This window comes from Streptomyces oryzae (assembly GCF_017676365.1).
Lineage (GTDB): Bacteria > Actinomycetota > Actinomycetes > Streptomycetales > Streptomycetaceae > Streptomyces > Streptomyces oryzae.
The window spans coordinates 1-21231 of the sequence record NZ_JADKMA010000132.1; the positions used below are offsets into that span (position 1 = coordinate 1).

Annotated in this window: 24 protein-coding genes and 2 pseudogenes; 11 read left to right on the top strand and 15 right to left on the bottom strand. The window is 68.7% G+C overall.

What is annotated here, in order from left to right; all coding sequences use genetic code 11:
* Positions 1-244: 244 nt before the first annotated feature.
* The 4 genes from ITI46_RS23050 to ITI46_RS23065 all read right to left on the bottom strand — a co-directional run bounded on the left by ITI46_RS23050 (position 245) and on the right by ITI46_RS23065 (position 3870).
* Positions 245-964: a DUF3159 domain-containing protein gene (locus ITI46_RS23050; RefSeq protein ID WP_307808284.1), complete on the bottom strand. Its 720-nt coding sequence runs from the start codon at positions 962-964 to the stop codon at positions 245-247.
* A gap of 265 nt (positions 965-1229) precedes the next feature.
* Positions 1230-1889, bottom strand: coding sequence for a response regulator (locus tag ITI46_RS23055; protein WP_209241622.1), 660 nt, complete (start codon positions 1887-1889; stop codon positions 1230-1232).
* The gene (locus ITI46_RS23060; RefSeq protein ID WP_209241623.1) at positions 1886-3037 is read right to left on the bottom strand and encodes a sensor histidine kinase; all 1152 of its coding nucleotides are present in this window, start codon (positions 3035-3037) and stop codon (positions 1886-1888) included. Before ITI46_RS23060 ends, ITI46_RS23055 begins: the two co-directional genes overlap by 4 nt.
* A complete protein-coding gene (locus ITI46_RS23065) occupies positions 3034-3870 on the bottom strand; it encodes a CPBP family intramembrane glutamic endopeptidase (protein WP_209241624.1) in 837 nt (278 codons plus the stop codon). The genes ITI46_RS23060 and ITI46_RS23065 overlap by 4 nt, the downstream gene beginning before the upstream one ends.
* Positions 3871-4542: 672 nt before the next feature.
* Between ITI46_RS23065 and ITI46_RS23070 the strand changes: the two genes are divergently transcribed.
* A complete protein-coding gene (locus tag ITI46_RS23070; protein WP_209241625.1) occupies positions 4543-5664 on the top strand; it encodes an FAD-dependent oxidoreductase in 1122 nt (373 codons plus the stop codon).
* A gap of 101 nt (positions 5665-5765) precedes the next feature.
* A pseudogene (locus ITI46_RS23075) lies at positions 5766-7032 on the top strand (IS701 family transposase).
* Positions 7033-7054: 22 nt separating this feature from the next.
* Here the strand turns inward: ITI46_RS23075 and ITI46_RS23080 are convergent.
* The 6 genes and pseudogenes from ITI46_RS23080 to ITI46_RS23105 all read right to left on the bottom strand — a co-directional run bounded on the left by ITI46_RS23080 (position 7055) and on the right by ITI46_RS23105 (position 10643).
* The gene (locus ITI46_RS23080; protein WP_209241626.1) at positions 7055-7231 is read right to left on the bottom strand and encodes a hypothetical protein; all 177 of its coding nucleotides are present in this window, start codon (positions 7229-7231) and stop codon (positions 7055-7057) included.
* The gene (locus ITI46_RS23085) at positions 7228-8166 is read right to left on the bottom strand and encodes an alpha/beta fold hydrolase (protein ID WP_209241627.1); all 939 of its coding nucleotides are present in this window, start codon (positions 8164-8166) and stop codon (positions 7228-7230) included. The genes ITI46_RS23080 and ITI46_RS23085 overlap by 4 nt, the downstream gene beginning before the upstream one ends.
* Before the next feature lie 99 nt (positions 8167-8265).
* Positions 8266-8696, bottom strand: a pseudogene (locus ITI46_RS23090) (alpha/beta fold hydrolase); the annotation flags it as partial.
* 223 nt (positions 8697-8919) lie between these two features.
* Entirely contained in the window at positions 8920-9141 is a 222-nt protein-coding gene (locus tag ITI46_RS23095) for a hypothetical protein (protein WP_209241628.1), read from the bottom strand.
* A gap of 308 nt (positions 9142-9449) precedes the next feature.
* Positions 9450-9701, bottom strand: coding sequence for a site-specific integrase (locus ITI46_RS23100; RefSeq protein WP_209241629.1), 252 nt, complete (start codon positions 9699-9701; stop codon positions 9450-9452).
* A gap of 363 nt (positions 9702-10064) precedes the next feature.
* Positions 10065-10643, bottom strand: a complete 579-nt coding sequence (locus ITI46_RS23105) for a TetR/AcrR family transcriptional regulator (RefSeq protein ID WP_209241630.1) — start codon at positions 10641-10643, stop codon at positions 10065-10067.
* Between the two features lie 81 nt (positions 10644-10724).
* On the opposite strand from ITI46_RS23105, the gene ITI46_RS23110 reads away from it, so the two are divergent.
* Together ITI46_RS23110 and ITI46_RS23115 are read left to right on the top strand one after the other, a co-directional pair.
* The gene (locus ITI46_RS23110; protein ID WP_209241631.1) at positions 10725-11498 is read left to right on the top strand and encodes an oxidoreductase; all 774 of its coding nucleotides are present in this window, start codon (positions 10725-10727) and stop codon (positions 11496-11498) included.
* A 32-nt stretch (positions 11499-11530) separates the two neighbouring features.
* Positions 11531-11899: a VOC family protein gene (locus ITI46_RS23115; RefSeq protein WP_209241632.1), complete on the top strand. Its 369-nt coding sequence runs from the start codon at positions 11531-11533 to the stop codon at positions 11897-11899.
* Between the two features lie 402 nt (positions 11900-12301).
* On the opposite strand, the gene ITI46_RS34975 is transcribed toward ITI46_RS23115, so the two are convergent.
* A complete protein-coding gene (locus ITI46_RS34975; RefSeq protein WP_247746441.1) occupies positions 12302-12439 on the bottom strand; it encodes an SDR family oxidoreductase in 138 nt (45 codons plus the stop codon).
* 496 nt (positions 12440-12935) lie between these two features.
* A complete protein-coding gene (locus ITI46_RS23125) occupies positions 12936-13349 on the bottom strand; it encodes a winged helix-turn-helix transcriptional regulator (RefSeq protein WP_209241634.1) in 414 nt (137 codons plus the stop codon).
* Positions 13350-13450: 101 nt separating this feature from the next.
* On the opposite strand from ITI46_RS23125, the gene ITI46_RS23130 reads away from it, so the two are divergent.
* Complete coding sequence (locus tag ITI46_RS23130) at positions 13451-14302, top strand: alpha/beta fold hydrolase (RefSeq protein ID WP_209241635.1); 852 nt, start codon at positions 13451-13453, stop codon at positions 14300-14302.
* Positions 14303-14391: 89 nt separating this feature from the next.
* On the opposite strand, the gene ITI46_RS23135 is transcribed toward ITI46_RS23130, so the two are convergent.
* Both ITI46_RS23135 and ITI46_RS23140 read right to left on the bottom strand, forming a co-directional pair.
* Positions 14392-14796, bottom strand: a complete 405-nt coding sequence (locus ITI46_RS23135) for a transposase (protein WP_209241636.1) — start codon at positions 14794-14796, stop codon at positions 14392-14394.
* A gap of 746 nt (positions 14797-15542) precedes the next feature.
* Complete coding sequence (locus tag ITI46_RS23140) at positions 15543-16100, bottom strand: TetR/AcrR family transcriptional regulator (RefSeq protein ID WP_209241637.1); 558 nt, start codon at positions 16098-16100, stop codon at positions 15543-15545.
* 97 nt (positions 16101-16197) lie between these two features.
* Here ITI46_RS23140 and ITI46_RS23145 point away from each other — a divergent pair, with 97 nt between their 5' ends.
* The 5 genes from ITI46_RS23145 to ITI46_RS23165 all read left to right on the top strand — a co-directional run bounded on the left by ITI46_RS23145 (position 16198) and on the right by ITI46_RS23165 (position 20191).
* Entirely contained in the window at positions 16198-17703 is a 1506-nt protein-coding gene (locus ITI46_RS23145) for a DHA2 family efflux MFS transporter permease subunit (RefSeq protein WP_209241638.1), read from the top strand.
* A gap of 84 nt (positions 17704-17787) precedes the next feature.
* The gene (locus ITI46_RS23150) at positions 17788-18975 is read left to right on the top strand and encodes a cytochrome P450 (RefSeq protein WP_209241639.1); all 1188 of its coding nucleotides are present in this window, start codon (positions 17788-17790) and stop codon (positions 18973-18975) included.
* A complete protein-coding gene (locus ITI46_RS23155; RefSeq protein ID WP_209241640.1) occupies positions 18972-19172 on the top strand; it encodes a ferredoxin in 201 nt (66 codons plus the stop codon). The genes ITI46_RS23150 and ITI46_RS23155 overlap by 4 nt, the downstream gene beginning before the upstream one ends.
* A gap of 426 nt (positions 19173-19598) precedes the next feature.
* Positions 19599-19769 (top strand): hypothetical protein, encoded by a 171-nt coding sequence (locus ITI46_RS23160; protein WP_209241641.1) that lies wholly within the window; start codon positions 19599-19601, stop codon positions 19767-19769.
* Complete coding sequence (locus ITI46_RS23165; protein ID WP_209241645.1) at positions 19769-20191, top strand: hypothetical protein; 423 nt, start codon at positions 19769-19771, stop codon at positions 20189-20191. Before ITI46_RS23160 ends, ITI46_RS23165 begins: the two co-directional genes overlap by 1 nt.
* Positions 20192-20199: 8 nt before the next feature.
* Here ITI46_RS23165 and ITI46_RS23170 read toward each other — a convergent pair whose 3' ends face one another.
* Positions 20200-20739 (bottom strand): hypothetical protein, encoded by a 540-nt coding sequence (locus tag ITI46_RS23170; RefSeq protein ID WP_209241642.1) that lies wholly within the window; start codon positions 20737-20739, stop codon positions 20200-20202.
* A 101-nt stretch (positions 20740-20840) separates the two neighbouring features.
* Here ITI46_RS23170 and ITI46_RS23175 point away from each other — a divergent pair, with 101 nt between their 5' ends.
* On the top strand, positions 20841-21230 hold the full coding sequence (locus ITI46_RS23175; RefSeq protein ID WP_209241644.1) for an RRQRL motif-containing zinc-binding protein: 390 nt from the start codon (positions 20841-20843) through the stop codon (positions 21228-21230).
* Position 21231 lies beyond the last annotated feature (1 nt).

Here is a 21231-nt window from a genome sequence, read left to right on the forward strand (position 1 = left end):
ACCGATGCCGCCGCTGCTCACTCATCCCGCTGCGCTTGGTCGATGCCACCCCAGCCCTCTCCCGCTCCGTATACACCCCTGCCCACCCGGTGCCAGAATGACAGTAAGTGACTCCCGATGCCAGCTCGACAGACTGCGAACGATCACACGCCCCCGGGCTCCACCATGCGCGTGCCGGGCCGGGCCGGGCACGCGGCCCGGCCCGGTCCGGCACGCGGACTGAGGTTGGTGGGCGGAAACGCGGTCAGGAGCGCCCGGCAGCCAGGAGGCCGACAGCGTGCAGCCGCTTGTTCGAACAGCGGGCGGCCCAGGCGACGACCAGAAGCCCCAGTCCCAGGAGCGGGTAGCCCATGGCAATCTTGGCGAAGCCCAGCGAGCCGACCTCGTCACTGTCGTAGAGCCACCGCTGGACGACGAACCGGGCGCCGAAGATGGCGGCCAGTACCAGAGTGGCGACATCGTAGTAGAACCGGGAACGCTTGTCCGAGCGCCAGACATTGCCCTTGCTGGTGGCCGTGTTCCAGAGCACGCCGGCCAGGGGCCAACGCACCAGCACGGAGGCGAGGAAGAGGACGGCCCCTCCGAGGCTCGCCCAGATGCCGATGAGGAAGAAGTCCTTGGCGGAACCGGTGTACCAGGAGACACCGGCGGCGACCGCGACACCGAACAGGCCGCTGAGCGCCGGCTGAATCGACTCCTTGCGTATCAGCCGGAGTACGGCGATGCCCGTCGCGACAGCGGCAGCGGAAATGATCCCCACCGTGAGCCCCCGGACGCTGTTTCCGGCGACGAACGCGACGACGGGCAGCACCGAGTACACCAGCCCCTTGGTACCTCCCATCCGGTCGAGGGCCGACGTTTGCGTCTGATGACCTGCCATGCGCTGTGCCTGCACGTCGGTTGCCGCCTCGTGGGTACCTGCGGTCTTCATGGTGATCAGCTCTTCCGGAGTTCTTCTGGGCATGATTCACGATCACTAAGTGACAGTTTGTCATTTAGTGACAAGAAGTGGCTACCCTTGTCCATGTGACCTGGATCACTTTTGACGTGCCTTGCTGAACGGAAGCGACCGGTGGGCGGGAACCGGCGCAGACGACGGTGCAGCCCACCGCAGTGGAGGCTCAAGGTGAACCGGCTGGGACAGGCGACCTCAATGGAACGCCGGTGTCCGCGGTGCTCCGGTGCCACGAACCCAAACCCCGGGCAACCCCGGCCGCTCGTGGGACAGGTCAGGTCGCCAAGCCGTGTCGGTAGGCGTAGACAACGGCTTGGACGCGGTCGCGGAGATGGAGTTTGGTGAGGATGCGGGAGACGAAGGTCTTGACGGTCTCCTGGCTCAACTGCAGGGCTGCGGCGATTTCGCTGTTGGAGCGGCCGTCCGCGATGAGGCGCAGCACCTCCAGTTCGCGGGGGGTTAGCGGAATGTCCTGCGGAGCGCTCCCGGCGGGGCGGATGCGAGCGGCGTACCTGCCCACGAGTTGTCGCGTCACCTCGGGGTCCAGCAAGGCGGCGCCCGTGGCCACGGTGCGGATCCCGTGCAGGAGTTGAGCCGGCGGTGCCTCCTTGAGCAGAAACCCGCTCGCCCCCGCGCGCAGCGCCTCGTAGACGTATTTGTCCAGGTTGAACGTCGTCACCACGAGCACCTTGACGGGATGCGGTACTCCGGCACCGGCCAGCAGGCGGGTGGCCTCGATGCCGTCGAGCACCGGCATACGCACGTCCATCACCACGACGTCCGGACGGAGCCGGTCGGCGAGGTCGACCGCGGCCTGGCCGTCTGCGCACTCGCCCGCCACCTCCAGGTCGGGCTGGGCGTCGATGATCGTCACCAGCCCGGTGCGGACCAGCACCTGGTCGTCGCAGACCAGGACCCGGATCGGCGCGGTCACGACGGGCTCCCAGCAGGTATGCGTGCCCGTACGGTGAAGCCGCCGCCCGGCTGCCGGCCCGCGGTGAAGTCGCCGCCCAGGACGTCGACCCGTTCGCGGAGCCCGGCCAGGCCGCGTCCGCTCCCGCCGGGGGAGGCGGCATGCGAGTCGGAGCCGTCTGTGCCGACCTCCACGGTGATCTCCCTTGCGCTGTGCTGTACCTGGACGGAGGTGCGGCTGCCTCGGGCGTACTTGAGAGCGTTGGTCAGGGCCTCCTGCACCACGCGGTAGGCCACCAGGTCGGCGCTGCCGGTCGACTCCGCCGGCGTGCCCTCCTCGGTGAACTCCACCGGCTGCCCGGCCCGGCGCGTCTGCTCCACGAGGGTGAGGAAACGGCCGACGGGCGGTGTTCTGGCCTCGGCGCCGTGGTCCGGGTTGAGCAGGTCGAGCAGGTGGCGCAGATCGGTGAGGGCCCGCCGGCCGGTGTCGGTGGTGGCTGTCAGTGCCTGGTCGAGGCGATCGGGCGCTGCGGTCAGATAGCGTGCCGCCTCGGCCTGCACGACCATCGCCGTCACATGGTGCGTCACGACATCGTGCAACTCGCGGGCGATACGGGTGCGTTCGGCGGTGCGCGTCTCCTCTGCGACCAGTCGGCGGCGTTCGGCTTCCGTTCTCCTGGTTGAGCGCAGCCACGCTCCGATGCCCCACACCAAGGCACACGCCAGGTAGTACCCCACGAACTCGTCCCACCCCTCGGGGCCGAGCCGGGAGAGGGCGACCGCCAGCGGCACGTACGCCACGGAGAAGGCGAGCATGGTGGCGCGCCGGTGCCACTCCAGATGGGCTCCCGCGCTCAGCAGCGCAAGGGACAGCCCGGTGCCCGCGAGAGTGTGGTAGCCGCGCAGCTGGTCGGCGGCGAAGCCGAGAAAGGCCAGGGCGAGACAGCTGACCGGCCACCGCCGCCGTACGGCGAGCGGGAGACATTGCAGCGCGACCGCCACCACGGCCAGCGCATCGAAGCGGCGGTCCGGCAGACCTCCGACCTGCGTTCCGTAATTGTGGAACGCCGGCATGAACGACGGAACGAGCAGCAGCAGCGCGAGCGGGAGATCCCGGACCGTGACGTCGAGGCGGCGCCACAGCTGCTGGCTCCGCCGATACCTTGTCACCGGGGAAGTGTAAGGGCGGTGTCGAGCCGGTCGGCTCGTCGGGGCCGGGGCTTCAGGTGGCCGCGGCGGCGGGCCAGCCAGAGGAACGCGAGCGCGGCCAGCACGCAGAACAGCACCGAGAACACGCTTCCTTCCGGACCGAAGTCACCGCCGGTGACAAGGTCCGGCCCCTTCGCCGCGGTATCCAGCAGCCCCTGATTGGCGCCGTTGCCGGAGACCTCGCTGCTGAAGATGCCGGCTGCGGCGAAGTTCCAGCCGAAGTGCACCCCGATCGGTACCCACAGCTTGCGGGTGGCGATGTACGCGGCGGTGAGCATGCCGCCCGCCTCGATCGCGACGGCGAGAGCGCCCCACAAAGTGGCGTCCGGGTTCGCCAGGTGGTATGCGCCGAACAGCACAGCAGTCAGCGTCATCGCTATCCAGGTGCCGGTACGTTCCTCGACGATCCGGAACAGGACGCCACGGAAGAGCAGCTCCTCCGTCACCGCGGCAGCGGCCATGAAGCCGACGATTCCCACCACCCCGGTCGTCGAGCCCCGGCCGTTGAACTCGTAGAACCCGTTGGTGGCGAGTTGCAGGATGACGAGCCCGAACACCGCGACGCCGACCAGCGTCCCCAGACCGAGCGCGGGCGCGGCACCCTTCGTGGCCACTTCCACGGACGGGCGGTGCTCGGTCCGCCGCACGACCCACCCGTAGACCAGCAGGGCGAGCACAGCAGTCACTGTGCCGACCGCGAGTGTGAGCCACGGTTTGCCGTCCACCGCTGCGATCCCCTGGCCGCCGATGAAAGCCACCGCCGCGACGGCCAGAAGCTGCCATACCACTCTCATGAAAACTCCATCTCAGAACCCGCGGCCGGGACACCGCGGTCATGCGGAACGCTAGGGATCTCTCGACCCCGATTCGTCACCACGCGGTGGACACTTCCGCGTAGCTCGCACGGGGGACAACGCGACCCACCCTGGATATGGGCGCCCCGCCCCGAACGTCGTCGTCCCCCGCACAGAGCGCTCTCGCTTCTGTGGGGCGAGCTGCTGCCGCGGACGCGGTCGCTGGTCGCATTCGATCACTGAATACACCGGACTTATGCGTCCAGCACTCCAGTCTGGTTCCGTGATCTATCCGGTGGGCTCGTCGGGGGTTCGTCGTCGGTAGTGGTTGCGTCGGGCTGTCGCCTGGCGGTGTCTGCGCCAGATAGACCAGGGCGAGCGAGTGTCATCTTTCCGGCAGCACTGCCGAGCCGGTCGAGGCGGTTGTCGAGGATGAACGTGGCTGGGGCGGTGCGTCGCAGCGTGAGCGGTCCCGGTCACCGCGAGGCGGATGCCGAGCTATAGTCACGAGGTCGCGAAAAACGATGTTCCGCGGTCCACCCGTCGGACATCGCACATACATCGATGCAGATGGTTCTGATCGATGAGCGTCTCCTTGCCGAGATCGGGCACCCCGTCCGCTTTCGGCGCTGAGCATCGCCGGCGCGTGCCGGCGCGACAGAGGAGCGCAGCATGCAGAGGACCATCGCCATTGTCGGAGCGGGACTGGGCGGGCTGACGCTCGGCCGGGTGCTTCAGGCTCACGGCGTCGCCGCGACGATCTACGAGGGTGAGGCTTCGGCGACGACCCGTACGCAAGGCGGCCTGCTCGACATCCACGAAGAGACTGGCCAGGTCGCAGTTCGCGCAGCCGGTCTGTACGACGAGTTCCTCACTCTGGTCCGCCCGGGCGAGGACGCCAAGCGCGTGGTGGACCGCCACGGCACGATCCTGTTCGACATGCCTGCGAACCCCGGTTCGGCCCGTCCTGAGGTAGATCGTGGCGAACTGCGGCGCCTGCTCATCGACTCGCTGGCGCCCGGGACGATCAGGTGGGGTCACAAGCTCGCCTCGGTCCGGCACCGTGTGGAGGGCGGCTACGTCCTCACCTTCGCGGAAGGTTCCGCCACGTGCGCCGACATCGTCATCGGCGCGGACGGTGCCTGGTCGAAGGTGCGTCCGCTGCTCACCCCCGCTAGGCCCGTCTTCAGCGGAACCTGTTTCATCGAGATCGCCCTCGCCTCGGGCGGCCAGGAGTGCCGGGCGAGCGTGGCCGCGATCGGCAGCGGCACGCTGATGGCGGTCGCGCCGGGCAAAGGCATCATCGCGCATCGCTACGCCGACGGGCACGTGCGCGGATATGTGGCGCTGAACAAGCCCGAGGAGTGGATGAGTTCCACCGACTTCGGCGACCCGTCCGCGGGCCTCCGTCAACTTGCCGACGAGTTCGATGGCTGGTCGCCGTTGCTCACTGCCTTCGTGACACAGAGCGACGTGGAACCGTGGCTCCGACCCATCTATGCCCTGCCCGTCGGGCTGAAATGGGACAGGGTACCCGGCGTGACGCTCGTCGGCGACGCCGCGCATCTGATGTCGCCCTTCGCCGGCGAGGGTGCGAACCTCGCCATGTACGACGGGGCGGACCTGGCGAGCAAGCTGGTTGAGCAACCCGACATCGAGGTCGCGCTCACCGCCTACGAAGAGCGGCTGTTCCTGCGTAGTGGCGACGCGGCCAGCCGCTCGGCGCGGAACCTGGAGATCTTCTTCGGCCAGGAAGCACCGCAGAGCGTAGTCACTCTGTTCGATCGCTCCTGACACCTCAGTCCGGGTTCGCGATCTTGTCGCGGACCCGGCAGGGAATGTGCACGGGCATCTCGTGATCATAGGGGGTTGTGTCGACTCTTGAAGTTCGTGCGGTGGCTGCACGGCATAGCCCAGACCCTGCCGTTGGTGGGCGATGTTCGACCAGGTCATGGCCCGGATCGCGGGGCCGGTTTCGGCGGGTTGAGCCCCGCGCGTCAGCCCGCTCCTACCTGCTCGGGCTGCTGTCGGGCGTGGAGCGGAAGAACTGCTGGCAGGTGGCCGAGCAAGCGGGCCATACGCGACCCGGGTCGCTGCAGCGTCTACTGCGCTATGCCTGCTGGGATGCCGACGCGGTCCGCGACGATCTGCGTTCCTACGCCGCGGAACACCTCGCCGCCCCCGACGGTGTCCTGATCGTGGACGAGACCGGCTTCCTGAAGAAGGGCCGGTCCTCGGCAGGGGTGCAGAGGCAGTACACCTGCACTGCGGGACGCATCGAGAACTCCCAAGTCGGCGTTTTCCTTGCGCTGGCAACCAGCCGGGGAAGTGCTCTGATCGACCGTCGGCTTTACCTGCCAGAGCACTCATGGGCCGATAATCCCGAACGCCGCCACGCTGCCGGAATTCCCGACGAAGTTCGGTTCCACACCAAGCCCTTTCTGGCCGGCGAGATGATCGCCGCAGCGCTGGATGCCGGAATCACCGCGCCCGGGTGACCGGTGACGACGCCTACGGCCAAGACCCGCGTCTCCGCGCCGTCCTTGAGGCACGCGGCACCGGCTATGTGCTGGCCGTCGCTTGCTCGACGCGGGGCAGGATCAACCATGGCTGCACTGCCGTTCGCGCGGACACCGTTGCCGGCCGGCTGCCCGCCACGGCCTGGCATCGTCAGATGCCAGCACTGGCGCGAAAGGTCCTCGGTACTACGACTGGGCCTGGATCCACATCGGCATCGGCGCGAACCGACACCTCCTGATCCGACGCAACCTCTCCACCGGTGAACTCGCCTTCTACCTGTGCTGGTCGCCCGCCACGGTCTCCCTGACCGAGCTGGTCTGCGTCGCTGGTGTCCGTTGAGCGTGGAGGAGTGCTTTCAGGCCGCGAAGAGCCAGGTCGGCCTGGACCACTATCAGGTGAGGCACTGGACCTCCTGGCACCGGCACACCACAGCGGCCAGCCGGTCCGCACTACTTCGACCACGGCCTCAATCCGATCACGCTGACCGTGCCCGAGATCCGCCGTCTCTTCGGTGCCGGCTTCAACCCGCCTGCCGTGTCGACGGCCAGGCTGCTGCACTGGTCCATCTGGCGCCGACACCACCAGGCAACAGCCCGACACAGTCACTACCGAAGACGAACCCCCGACGAATCCGCCGGGTAGAGCACGAAACCACACTGGAGTACTAGGAGGGCGAACAGTGCTCGCCCCTGCTGAACTCGGGTGCCCCCGGGCCGTTCGGCGCAGTGCTGTTCTGAGGCGTGGGCGTCGACCGGCCATGCTCGGCATCGCCGCCCGCCTCCTCCGCCTCGCGCTCGCTGGAATCACCCAGCTCCCGCAGGACGATCTTCAGGCCGGTCACGGCTGCGCCTGCGCCTTCGCGGCGTCACCGGCCTGAGAGGTGACGCGCTCAATCGCCCGGACGGCAACTTCGGGCTGATCGAGATAGATGTAGTGCTCGCTGTTCGTGGCGGTGCTCAGGTTGCTGCGGCTGGAGACCGCGAGCCACTTGCGCTGGCCCGTGGACCACGCCTGCTCCATGCCCGGTCCGTACTCGGGAACCTTCGCGAGGTACTGCTTCCCGTGCTGGATCACCTCCACCGGAATGTTCCCGGCCGAGCGGACCTTCCCGTCGCGGACCGTGAGCTTCTCGGGGCCCTTCCCCTGAAGGATCGCGAGGGTCTGCGCACGCAAGTCGGCCGCCGGGCCGGTGGCCGACTCGGGTATCTCCTTTGTGAGATCCGCGTTCTGCGTCGGCGAGGTGGCGTCCATCAGGACCAGCCCTTTGACCTTGTCCCGATGGTCGGGGGCGTACCGGGCGGCAATCAGCCCGCCCAGCGAATGCCCGGCGAGAACGACCGGAGCCCCACCGGCGACCCGATCGATCACCCCGGTCAACACCTTGCCGCTGCTTTCGAGGGTCTGAGGCCCATCCGGCTTGTCGCTGGCGCCTGCGCCGAGCCGGTCGTAGGAACAGACCCGGTTCTTCTTGCTCAGGGTCTTCTGGAGGGCGGCCATCTTCTTCAGCCCATCGCCGCCACCGTGCATCAGGACGATGACCGGCCTGCCGCCCACCGGATCACCGGAGCAGGACACGTTGACCGACCGCCCGTCGACCTTGATCGCCTGGGTGCCGGTGAGCAAGCCCTCACCAGCCGTCTGCTCCGTAGCAGCAGTGGTCGGGGTGGCGGAGGCACGCGAATCCGCCTCTGAGGAACTTTCGCAGCCGACAAGGCCGACGCCGGCCACGGTGCAGCACAGCGCGAGCACAGCAGACGCTCGGCCATTGCGGATCATAAATGCTCCTCAGAAAGAGAATTGGTGCCCAGAGGGTCCCGTCACGGAATCGTTGGCCGACTCCGGCCGGAACGCTACGGATCCGCAGCGCCCGAATCGTCACCACGCGGTGGACACCTGCTTGTAGCTCCCGCAGGGGACAGCTCTGGGCAGCACCTGTCCGGGGAAGCCGCGCAGGTAACCCGCGACGACGTCCAGGTGGCTCTCCAGCAGGAAGTGACCGCCGTTGACCATGTGCACCTCCGCGCCCCTGGCATCACGGGCGAAGGCCCAGCGCGCCCGCAGGGCCGAAGATCGTCGTTGCGGCCCCACACGGCAAGCACCGGGACCTCGCTGGTGCGCAGGAACTCGTGCAGCAGTGGGTAGAGCGGGCGGTTGTTCTGGTAGTCGCGGAACAGCGCCAGCTGGACCTCTTTCCCCTTTCGGGAGATGAGGGCGAAGTCGTGCTCCCAGGTGTCCGGGCCGACCAGGCTCGGGTCGGGCACGCCGTGCACGTACTGTCGGCGGATGGCGTCGATGTCCAGGGCGGCGAGTTCGGTGCGGAGCCGTTCGTTTTCCTCGTTCAGTTTCCGGTTGGCGTCCCGCAGTGCTCGCACACCACCGTCTCGTGTGACTTCGTGGTGATCTGCTGGTGGTCGGGCAGGGCCGGGCGCCCCGTGGCGGGCTGCTTGTTCGCGAGGTCTCGCAGCCTGGATTCGAGCGATGCAGTCCATGCGGCGTTGCTCTGCGGCCTCTGCCAAGTGGGACGAGTCGTCAGCCCGCAGTTGCTCCCCTCTCTGTCTTGTCTCGGCCGCCCGGGTAGTCGCCTGACACCGGCGACAGCTCGTCGCGCTCCTGGTCGGTGATGTGCGCGATGAGGTGCTCGACCGCCGTGGCCAGTCGCGCGTTGCCGTCGGCAGCGCGGGAACGGCCGGCGGCGGCTGCGTTGGCTTGCAGCTCGCGGGTGCGGGCGAGGGTGTCGCGGTGGATGGGCAAGAACTGCCGGTCGCTTTGGAAAACGTCACCGAAGTTGCAGCCGCCGGCGGCGGTCTTGGGGCAGGGCGTGAGATGTGCCGTCCGCACCAGCCGCCGGGGATCGCGTGGAGGCGGCGCCCGATCTTCTCGGCCGGCCACTCGACGCCGGACAGGTCGCTGTCACGGTGGATCTTGACGGCCTCGCCCTTGAGGTTGAAGCGGACGTCGTACTTCTCCTCGTACTCGCGGCGAAGCGTGTCGTCCGCGATGCGAGAGCAGTGCTCCTGCATCTCCCAGGAGGTGTGGCCCAGGACCTGGCGGATGGTGCGTCACGGAACTCCCGCGTGCCCCAGCCTGGTGCCGAGCGCGTGCCGGAACTGATGTCGGCTGACGGCAGCGGCATGGCCATTGAAGTCGATGAGGCGGATCCATTTCAGCCAGGCATCGAATCGGGTGTCGACGGTGCCGTAGGGCATCGGGTACTTCCCGTCGGGATTGCCGCTGACCTTGGGGAACAGCCACCCGCAGGCACCGCCGAACCGTTCCTGGACCCGCTTGTACTGTTCGCGGATCGCGTCCACCAACCGTTGTGCAGCGCGGCCGGCGGCGACCGCCCGACCTTCGCCCAGCGGTAGTGGTGCTCGTCGCACAAGCTGCCGCGGCTGAGCCGCAGTCGGGGAAGCCGCACCGCCCCACGGCCGGGCGGGAGAGCACCGGCGCCGCGGCGGCGTACTGGCGGACGCTGATGGGCTGCCCTCGCGAGTGCAGCCCATTCAAGTCGGCCAGGTGCAGGTCACACAGGCGGCGAGAGCCCGCCGGCGTACCGGCACCCGCTGCGCGATCCTGACTCGCCGGAGCTGAACGAGGACGACGACGGGAGCGGTCAGGAATGACAGGAGTGACGGGTAGACCTGGCCGGCGGCGCACGGCGCGCGGCCCCCGACTCAGGGTGACTGTGGGGCGCCGTGTCGCAGGCCGTCGAAGAGGAGGGCGGTGACCTGCCGGGCCTCGACCAACCAGCCCTCCGTGGCGCGCATTCCGCAGATGCCGCCCAGGGCGCGCAACAGGGTGGAGCCTGTGACGTCGTCGCGGACGGTGCCGGCCGCGCTGCCGGCTTCGAGCAGCAGGGAGAGGGCGTTGGCCATACGGGTGCGTGCGTCGTCGAAGACCGGTGAGTCCGTCGCCATGATGCTTTCCAGCACACTGGACATCCCCTTGCCCACCGCCGCGTGGTCCACGAGCAGCAACAGGAAGCGCCGCAGCGCCTCCTCCGGGGTGTGCTGGTCCAGCAGGACGCCGGGAGCGGCGCACAGGTCGTCGACCTCCTTGCGGTAGACCTCCTCGATCAGCGCCTCGCGGGTCTCGAAGTGGCGGTAGAGCGTGCCCACGGCGACGCCGGCGCTGCGGGCGATCTCCTCCACGTGCGCGTCGGTGTCGCCGCTGAGGAACGCCTGGCGGGCCGCAGACAGCAGTGCCTCGCGGTTGCGTCGCGCGTCGGCGCGCAGCGGGCGTGATGCCGGCAAGAGAACCTCCATAAGGTGAGTCTGGCTCCGGTTATGTGTATCGTTTCCGGAGTCAGGTTCATATTACGGAGGAGAGACCCCATGCCCATCACGGACGACAGCCTCGACGGCCTTCGGGTACTGGTCACCGGCGGCAGCCGCGGCCTGGGCGCGGCAACCGTGCGCCGCTTCGTCGCCGCGGGCGCGACCGTGCTGACGGCCTCCCGCAGCCGGCCCGAGGAGGGCAGCGGTGCCACATTCCTCGCGGCGGACCTCTCCACGCAGCAGGGTGTGGCCGAACTCGGCCGCCGGGTCGTCGACCAGGTGGGCGGAGTGGACGTGCTCGTGAACAACGCGGGCGCGGCGAGCGCCCCGGCACCGACCCTGAGCCGGTCGGACGAATCCTGGCAGGCGGACCTGGAGATGAACCTCCTCAGCGCCGTGCGCCTGGACCGGGCCCTGGTGCCGGGAATGGTCGAGCGGGGCTCCGGCGTCGTTGGACACGTCTCCTCGATCGCCAGCCAGCTGCCCCAGCGCACCGAGGCGTCCTACGCCGCCGCCAAGGCCGCGCTCAACACCTACAGCCGCGAACTGGCCACCGAGGTGGGTGAGCACGGGGTGCGCGTGGTCTGTATCCTTCCCGGCTTCGTCGTCACCGACGGTGCCACCGCCCACCTGAAACACATGGCCGAGGAACAGGGCATCACCGCCGAAGAGGTCGCGCAGCAGATCGTGGACCACCTGAAGGTCCCCATGGGCCGCCCCGGAGATCCCGAGGACGTCGCCGAGATGATCGCCTTCCTCGCCTCCGGCCGCGCGAAATGGCTCACCGGAGCACAGTTCCGCGTCGACGGCGGCATCATCCCGACCGTCTGAGCAACCACCGACAGCACGAACAGGACACCCCCATGCCCATCACCCTGACCTCCGTGATCATCGACGCCGCCGACATCGAGAAGGAGAGCTCCTTCTGGCACCGGCTGCTCGGCGGCTCCCTCACCCCCACGCCGACCCACCACTTCGTTCAGGCCCCCGGCCTCCCGGTGATCGTCGTCCAGTCCGCCCCCGGACACACCGCCCCGAACTGGCCGGACGGCACCTCCCAGCAGATGCACCTCGACTTCGGCGTCGACGACCTCACAACCGCCGACCGCACGGCCACCGACGCCGGCGCCACCCGACTGCGGCCCACCGACCAGATCACCCCGGAAACCCGCACCGGCAGCCGCATCTACGCCAGCCCGGCCGGACACCCCTTCTGCCTGCGCTCCACCTGAGCCGGTCACCGTCCACCGAGCCGCGCCTGTCGTCAAACGTTGGCGCCCTCAAGCGCTCGACGCATCAGCTGCCCGACCAGCACGATCATGATGCCGATAGCCGCGCGGCGGCTGCCCCGCTGTGGCGTGGCAGGCGATTCGGCGGAAGAAGCCGGCGCGGCGCGACGGGGGTGCGATGAGTTGTGGACATGGCGGGGTCCTGTTCTGGCCTTCAAGGGCCGACAGAGTGTGAGCGGTGTGCGGGACGGCGGTCGCGCCTGACCCCGAAGGTTGGGCGTTGATCGCGGGCGTGTGCGGGCCGGCGCAACGGCGCCGGCAAGGCCACGGCCTGGAAAGGGGATGTCGGCGGGGCGACGCGCGCCCGGCGGGCCTGGTCGCCGGGCGCGTGCCACGGCTGGTTGCTCAGACCTGGGCCATGCCGCCGTCGGCGAAGAGCTCAACGCCGGTGATGAAGCTGGAGGCGGCGCTGGAGAGGAAGGCCGCGGCCTTGCCCATCTCGCGGGGGTAGGCGATCCGGCCGGCGGGGTTGCCCTCGCCCATCTTCTGGATCCGCGGCCGGGACGGCGTCGGCGCCCTGCGCCACGGCGACCACGACCGTCTCACTCCGAGTGCGGTGCACGAGGTCAAGCGCGCGGTCAGCGGAGGACACGGCATCTCCGTCGGCGCCCAGCCAGGTGCGCAGTCCGTAGTTGTGCCCGGCGAGGACGCTCGCGGCGAGGGATTATGCACGTGGCTCGCCGTCCGGCGTGGCGGCGAAGCGGCGCCGGCCACCTCCCCATCGAACATGCCCAGAGGCCTGCGAACGCGGGCTGACCCCGCGTCCGACATGAGACGTCGACGGACTGAGACAGGCCGACAGCTGACATAACCCCGTCGAGAATGTCGCCTTCGAGGCACATCGAAGCAGTCAGGCGACGGTGGTGGCGTGGGGGATGCCGCGGACCAGGCCGATCCGGGCCCGTGTGGCGGAGTCGGGGCCGGCGGTAAAGCGTGTGATCCCGGCCCAGCCGGCGGCCCCGGCCAGGACGGCCACGCCCTACTCGGGGGCCGCCTCGTCGGCGAGTTGGTTGCTGCGGTCGATCTCTGCCATGTGTGTCTCGGCCCAGACCCGCAGCGCGGAGAGCGGTCTTTCGAGGGACAGGCCGAGCTCGGTGAGCCGGTAGTGGACGGCGGGCGGCACGGTGGGGTCCACTCGGCGCGCGACCAGGCCGTCGCGGACCAGGCTCTGCAGGGTGACGGACAGCATCTTCTGTGAGATGCCGGGGATACGGCGCCGCAGTTCCGCGAATCGGAGCTCGTCCGGAGCGTCCTCGGCCAGCACTTTGACCGCCATCGACGTCCACTTGGTGCCGATACGGTCGAGCAACTGGCGGGTCGGGCAGCGCGGATCCAGCAGATCGCCCCGCTCGCCGGGCCGCCTGCTGGGTTTGCCGGGACTCGATGTGGTCACTCAGGGATCACCACCTGAAGGGAAAGTGCCGTCTTGGAGGAACCAGGCTAGTTCCCTAGCGTGACCTGGTCACTATTCCTCACTGCACCTGGAGTCTCTCTATGCCCGAGCTGCGGCGCGTCCCTGTCAACGGTGTCGAACTGAACGTCGCTCTCGTCGGATCGGGCCCGGCCGTCCTGCTTCTGCACGGTTTCCCGCACACCTGGGAGCTGTGGACGGACGTCATGGCCGGCCTGTCCGGCCGCTACCGCGTCATCGCGCCGGACCTGCGCGGGTTCGGAGCGAGCAGCCCGGCCGCCTCCGGGTACGACGCGGGCACCCTGGCCGAGGACGCCGCGGCGCTTCTCACCACGCTCGGCGTGTCCTCGGCCGCGGTGGTGGGCATCGACGCGGGTACCGCGCCGGCCTTCCTCCTCGCCCTGCGTCGCCCCGGTCTCGTCCGACGCCTGGTCGTCGTGGAGTCCCTTCTGGGCAGGCTGCCCGGCGCCGAGGACTTCCTCGCCGACGGGCCGCCGTGGTGGTTCGGCTTCCATTCCGCCGCACCCGGCCTTGCCGAGACCGTGCTGGAGGGCCACGAGGCCGCCTACGTCGACTGGTTTCTGCGCGCCGGCACGCTCGGCGACGGGGTGCGCCCCGCCCTCCGGGACGCCTTCGTCCGCGCATACACCGGCCGCCAGGCTTTGAGCCGCGCGTTCTCGTACTACCGGGCGCTGCCCGAGAGCGCGGTACAGATCGAGCAGGCGGTCGCCACTGCCCGCCTGACAGTGCCGACAATGGCGTTGGGCGCCCGGCCCGTCGGTGCGGCACTGGAACGCCAGCTCCGCCCGGTCACCGACGATCTCACCGGACACGTCATCGAAGACTGCGGCCACATCATCCCGCTGCACCGCCCGCACGCCCTGCTCACGCTGCTGCGTCCCTTCCTGGCCGGTGACGGCGCGAAAGCAACGTGACCGGCCGCGGGCTGGCTTTCGCTATACGCCCTGACGAGCTCGTGCATGGTTGGCGGTGAGGCGTCGAGGATGGCGGCGGGACTCGATGTTCACGTCTGCCGTGCCGACGTCAGATCCGCGGTCTGCTGAGGGGACAGCAGTCCGGCGACGGCTTGGACGGTGTGACTCACGTGCTCGCGGCGGCCGAGGTGGCGGGGGAGTGCCCGCCGGTTCGTCAGTTGGGCGATGCCGTACTCGACGCGGATTCGCCGCGAGGAGGGCGCTTTACGCTGCCGCTCGTGCATCTCCTCATGCCAATCCGGGGTGTTCTTCTGGAACTTGCGATGCGGTGCTGTCACCACCCGTCCGCCCGTCTGCGCACCCAGACCCTGGTAGCCGGTATCGGCGAGGATCTCTGCCGCGGGTTCGTCGGCCAGGAGCTTGACCAGCCTCAACTGGCGGGCGTGGGTGATGTCCGCGCAGTTTCGGGGCCTGGTCCGGCTGCAGAACAGCATCCGTCCCTCCTCGTCGGTAACCTCAGCCAAGGTCCGCAGCCGAAGGCCAGGGCCCACAGCGCACCCCCGCTCGGCTAGCAGCGGTCGTACCTCACCGATTGTGCGGGTGATGGGATGGAGCGGTCCACGCCGAACCAGCAGGCCGCACGTCGTGCGTGGCCCCGTGCGGGAGATGCACGAGGGCGGCCAGGGGCCGGTCGCCAAGACCAATTGGTGTTTCGCGCCAGCACCTGGGGCGCGCTTCCACGGCCTGGATACAAGCCTGGCCGCCTGGTGCCGTTCGTTCATGCCACAACCGGCCCAACTCGGCGGCGAGTTCAGCGAACACGTTAGCCGAAAGGCCCGTGATCCTCCGGTCACTGGGGGGCTATGGCTGACCAGCGGCGATGAAGCAGCCAGCTCAAGTAGGTGGCGGCTGGTCAACCGGGCGGGGTGAACTGCCGAGTGACGCGGTTCCAGAGGATCGGCGGCGCACCCGCCCACGGGTTCGGCAGCTGCTGTTTCGATGCGGATCTCCTCTGCCACGCCGTCCAAGCAACCTCGCGCCACGGTGCCCATTCCGGGTCCTCAACGAGGATCGCGGCGATGTCACCCGGCAGCGCCTGCAAGCCGGCGAACAGCGGCAGGACCCGGATCTGCCACTCCCGAAGGTGCAGGCAGTCCGAGGCTCCGGCCTCGATCAGTGGTCAGTGGGGCGAACCTGCGCAAGGAGCAATTTGGCACCGTGAGCCGCACAGAGTGGGCATTCAGGTGCCGTGCCTGTGTAGTCCCGCGAGTGCCGCGTCAAGGATCGGCTGTCGGTATTCCGGTGCTCCGGGGATCTTCGCGATGGCCACCACGAGGTCGAGGATCTGGTCGAGGTCAAGGTCGCCGGCGATCTGGTGAGCGTCCTGGGCGGCGGAGAGCAGTGGCTGGCCCGCTGCCAGCATCCGGCCCCGGCTGTCGAAGACCGGATCGGTTTTGTCGGTGTGCTCAAGCAGCCCGATGACGACCGGCCGCTTGGTGGTGACGTACTGGAAGAACCGTTGCAGCCAGGTCGTGAGCCGGTCTCCCGGGCTGTCACCCTCGACTGTCGCGGCGGCGGCGCAGACCTCATCGACCTCGTCGACCAGTAGTGCCTCCAGGAGTTCGTGGCGGGTCGCGAAGTTGCGGTACAGGGTTGCCGGGCCAACTCCGGATCTCCGGGCGATCTCGGCCATTGACGTCTCGGCTCCGGTGGCGGCGAAGGCGGCGCGTGCCGCTTCGAGGATCCGCTGGCGGTTGCGGGCCGCGTCGGCCCTTTTGGAGGGCGGGTGGTTGGTCATTCGAGCGTCCTTGCGTAAGTGGATAGGGTCTCCGTATTATGTGGACACCCTCTCCGTTCCCATCGGAGACTCTATCGAATCTGTTCAAGGATCCGCTATGAGCGCATCAAACGCCCCCGGCCTGACGGCGCTGACCGGCGCATCACGTTCCGTCAACCGCTGGCTGGTGCTGGCGATCTGCTGTCTCAGCGTGGGCGTGACCGGCATCAACCTCTCCATCGTCAACGTGGCGCTCCCGTCGATAAGCAGGGACCTGCGCGCCTCGGTCGACAGCCTGCAGTGGACGGTCTCCACTTACTCCCTGGTCATGGCTTGCCTGCTCCTGCTGTCCGGCTCGATGGCCGACCGCTTCGGCCGCAAGAGGATCTTCCAGCTCGGGCTGGCGCTGTTCTCCCTCGGTTCCCTTCTCTGCGGTCTGGCGCCCGGCGTCGGGTGGCTGATCGCCTTCGTCGGCGTGCAAGCGGTGGGCGGCTCGATGCTCAACCCGGTCGCGATGTCGATCATCGTCGGCGTCTTCACCGACCGCGGGGAACGGGCACGAGCGATCGGCGTGTGGGGATCGGTGATCGGGATCACCATCGCGGCCGGACCCGTACTCGGCGGCCTGCTGGTCGACGGTTTCGGCTGGCGGGCGGTGTTCTGGATCAGCGTCCCGATCGGGATCGCTGCTCTTGTGCTCACCCAGAGGTTTGTCCCCGAGTCCAAGGCCGCCCGGGCCCGCGCGTTCGACCTGCCCGGCCAGGTGCTGATCATCGTCCTGTTCGCCTCGATCATCGCCGCGACGATCGAGGGCCCCCGCCTCGGCTGGGCAGATCCCTGGATCATCGGGCTGTTCGTACTCGCACTCCTCGGCCTCATCGGGATGCTCATCGTCGAGTCCCGGCGGTCCGAGCCGCTGATCGACCTGCGATTTTTCCGCAGCCCTCCGTTCTCCGGCGCGAACGTGATCTCCGTCGTGATGTCGGCCGGTCTCGGCGGGTTCCTGTTCCTCAACACCCTCTACCTCCAGGACATCCGCCACCTCAGCCCCCTGCACGCCGGACTGATGATCATCCCAATGGCCATGGGCCAAGCCGTCGCCGCCAACCTCTCCGGGCGGCTTCTCACCTCCCAGGGCGCCCGCCTCCCCCTCACGCTGGGCGGCGCGCTACTTGCCATCGGCGCCTTCCTTCTCGTCCCCCTGACCGCGCACACCGAGAGCGTCCACCTGTTGACCGCCTACGCCATCTTCGGCCTCGGCGCGGGCATGATCAGCCCGCCCATCACCAACACCGCCGTCTCCGGACTGCCGCCCGACCAGGTCGGTGTCGCCGGCGCGCTCGCCGCCAGCGCCCGCCAGTTCGGCAGCGGCATCGGCGTCGCCGTCACCGGCTCGATCGTGGCCGGCACCGGCGCCGGCACCGGCGCCGGCTTCGTCAACTCAAGCCATGCCGCCTGGGCCGTCCTCGGAGGCTGCGGACTCGCCGCGCTCGCGCTCGGCGTCATCTCCACCAGCAGCTGGGCCAAGGCCGCCGCCGCTCGCAACGGCCAGCGCCTCGCCACCGCACCGATCCCCGAATCTCAGGGCCGCCTTCTGGCCAGCCGATCCGGAGACCCGGACTGAGCCATGAAGGCGTAATGCGGTGCCACTCACGACCAATGAACCCCAATCCGCCTGTATCCGATCTTGAGAGATGGAGGCCCCTCGATGACCGCTCCCGCCCTACAGACCACCCGCCGCTGCCCGTACGCGCCCCTGGAGCAGCACACCCGCATCCGGGATACCGATTCCGGGATTTCCCAGGTCACCCTGCCCAGTGGCCAGGTCGCCTGGGCCCTGAGCCGGCTTGAGCACATCCGGGCCATGCTCACGGACCCGCGGTTCAGCTCCGACCGCCGGAATCCGAACTTCCCCCAGTTCACCCGCGAGCGGCGCGCCTTCCTCCCACGCCGATCGCTCATCCACTTGGACCCGCCCGAGCACGGTCCCGCTCGCAAGGCCGTGGTCGGCGAGTTCACCGTGCGCCGCATGGCCGGTCTGCGCCCGCGCATTCAGGAGATCGTCGACGAGCACATCGATGCGATGCTGGCCGGGCCGCGCCCAGCCGACCTCGTACAGGCTCTCTCGCTGCCGGTGCCGTCCCTGGTCATCTGCGAGCAGCTCGGCGTGCCGTACCACGATCACGACTTCTTCCAGACCCGCAGTAAGGCCCTGCTGAGCCGCGCCCTCACTGCCGAGGGCAGGAAGCAGGCGCTCGCGGAGCTGCGCGACTACCTCGGGGACCTGATCGCCAAGAAGGCCGCCGAGTCGACCGACGACCTGCTGGGCCGTCAGCTCGCCGAGGGCAACGACCCCGAGGACGTCGTGTCGCTGGCTTTCACGCTGCTGCTCGCCGGGCACGAGACCACCGCCAACATGATCTCGCTCGGCGTGGTGACGCTGCTGGAGAGCCCGGAAGACCTGGCGGCGCTGCGCGAGGACTCGGCGCGTACCCTGCCCGCCATCGAGGAGTTGCTGCGGGTCTACACCATCGCCGAGTTCGCCAACTCCCGCGTCGCCGTCGAGGACGTGGAGATCGGCGGCGTGACCATCCGGGCCGGCGACCCCGTCGTGGCGCTGAGTAACGCGGCGAACCACGACCCTTCGGCCTTCGGCGAGGCGGACGAGATCAAGCTGGACCGGGGCGCCCGCAACCATGTCGCCTTCGGGTTCGGTATCCACCAGTGCCTCGGCCAGAACCTGGCCCGGATGGAGCTGCAGATCGTCTTCGACACGCTCTTCCGCCGGATTCCGACGCTGCGGCTGGCCACGCCCGCCGACAAGCTGCCCTACAAGGACGACGCCCTCATCTACGGCATCCACGAGGTACCCGTGACGTGGGAGGAGCCGGCATGACCAGAATCGTGGCGAATCCCGACCGGTGCGTCGGAGCGGGCCAGTGCGTCCTGACCAACCCCGACGCGTTCGACCAGAGCGAGGAGGACGGCACGGTCGTCGTCCTCCAGGACACCCCGGCGGACGACGAGGCGCTGAAGCGGGCCCGGGTCGCCGTCGGGCTCTGCCCGAGCCGGGCCCTGTCCCTGACGGAGTAGCCGTCGGCGTTCGGCACGGCTATTGGGGCTTTTGCCCGCTTCATCGGAAGTGGTGATCACCATGCCCCGCACCGCCACCGCGTCAGCGTGGCCGCAGCCCGGGTACGACGCCGACCACCCCTACGAGGCCCCGAAGTCCTGGCCCTGACACAAGCTGCAAGGAAGCGGGGTGATCGATAGGGCTCAGCCCTCGCTCCCGGTAGTGCAGGGCCATGGACAGCATGCCTTCGTCGGTGCCCCTGGCGCCGCCGATGGTCTTGCCGACGCTTGCGGGCCTTTGCAGAAGACTCGCCGTGCAACAACCCATGAACCATGACCTACGCAGGTCGGTGGATCCGGGCCGGCTGTCTCACAGGCGAGCACTTGTGAAACGCTACTCGGGAGCTGCCCGACTCCAAGCTGACCGCTGAGGCCATCCGCAAGTCCGTGCACTGCTCGGCGACCAACGCCCGGGAACTGCGGGAGACGCTGAAGTCCGAGCGGGCCGAGGGGCGTGCGGCTGAGCAGTGGCACCAGATGGAAGCCCCGGAGGTTGAGGCCGCGTTCGCACGGCTGGCTATCGACTGCCCGGCCCTCACGGTTGCTGAGGCGGCGTGATGTCGGCCGCGTTCGGCAAGTGCTGGGACCCCGCCGGCGCCCGGCACGGCATACCAATTGGAGTTCACGCGGGTTCCCTCGCGATCTGCCTTGACGAGTTCGCTCTGCAACTCGTCAAGCAATGGCTGACGGAACGCCACCGCAGGTGGCCGCTGAGCACCAACCCTTACCTGATCGTCAGTCCTCTCACCGCACTGCACATCGACCGCCCGTCCGTGGGAATCGCCAACTTCAAATCGCTCCGCGACCGCATCGGCATCAACTTCACCCAGCTCCGACAGGACCGGTTCCTGGACGAAGCACGGGAGACCGCTGACCCGGTCAGGCTGATGCGTTTGTTCGGGATCACCTCCTACACCGCGATCCACTACGTCCGCACCGCCCACCCCGAGCGCTTCGCCATCGATCCGACGCGGGCATAGCAACTGGGTCACAGCCAGCCGACCTTCTTGATCACATCGGCTGCGACCTCGTCAACCGAGCGCGTGGTGGCGTCAACGCTGAAGTCATCGACTGCTGCTTGGTCGAGGATCACTACCAGCTCGCTGGCCCTGGCCAGGTGCCATCGCAAGGCTTCGGGCTCGTTTTCGTGGCGCCGCATGAGTCGCTGGTGGTTAACAGGCAAATCGACCTGGAGTCGGCACACCGAAAGCTCAGTGCCGACCGCATCGCCGCACAGCTTTCGCTCATCCAAGTCCTCGATCACACCGGCGAGGACCAGCCGAGCCGCCCCAGCAGCGAGGTAGTTGTCGGCCATGCTGCGCAGGTTCCGCAACATCATGCGGAAGTTGAAGCGGTCTCCCCGCGGCGCTGGCCATGACTGGCGCAGCCAGTCGAGGTCGATAACGGCATTCGGTATCTGCGCATCGGCGAGGAGGCTGCCCACCTTCTCAGCCACCGACGTCTTGCCGACTCCGACAGTGCCGTTGATCAGGAGAGAACGGGGTTCCAGAGAACCATCTGCTTGCATGCACGAGACCCTACGACCCAGCGCGGTGGCAAGCCCGTCGGCCTCCCAGGTCGCAGACGAACGGCTCCGAACTCACCCTCCACCCGGTGGCTACACCTCAGATCACCAGCGAGTTCGCTCACCGACCACCTTCGGATTCCCCGAACCCACTGGTTTCGACCTACCCATGGCGCTACGCCCCCGACGGCTACGCCACGCGCCGGCAGCTTCGGGCCATGGGCTTACGGCCCGGCGGTCAGGAAGTGAGCGCGCAGGTCATGCGCCGCTCCCGCAACCGCAAGTCCGGCGTCGCGGTGGCCTTCCTCTACCGCGTCGACCGTGCCAAGCCGGTGCGGCGGATGACCTCCCGCAAGTGGGGCGCCCTCGCGCTGGCCATGCTCGCCCGCCGCACCTGCCCCGCCTGCGGGCTGGACGCGGGCTACGTGATTCCCCCCTCGCTCGGGATGTGCATCCCGTGCGCCTACCCCGACGACCAGCAGCGCGCCGCCTGAC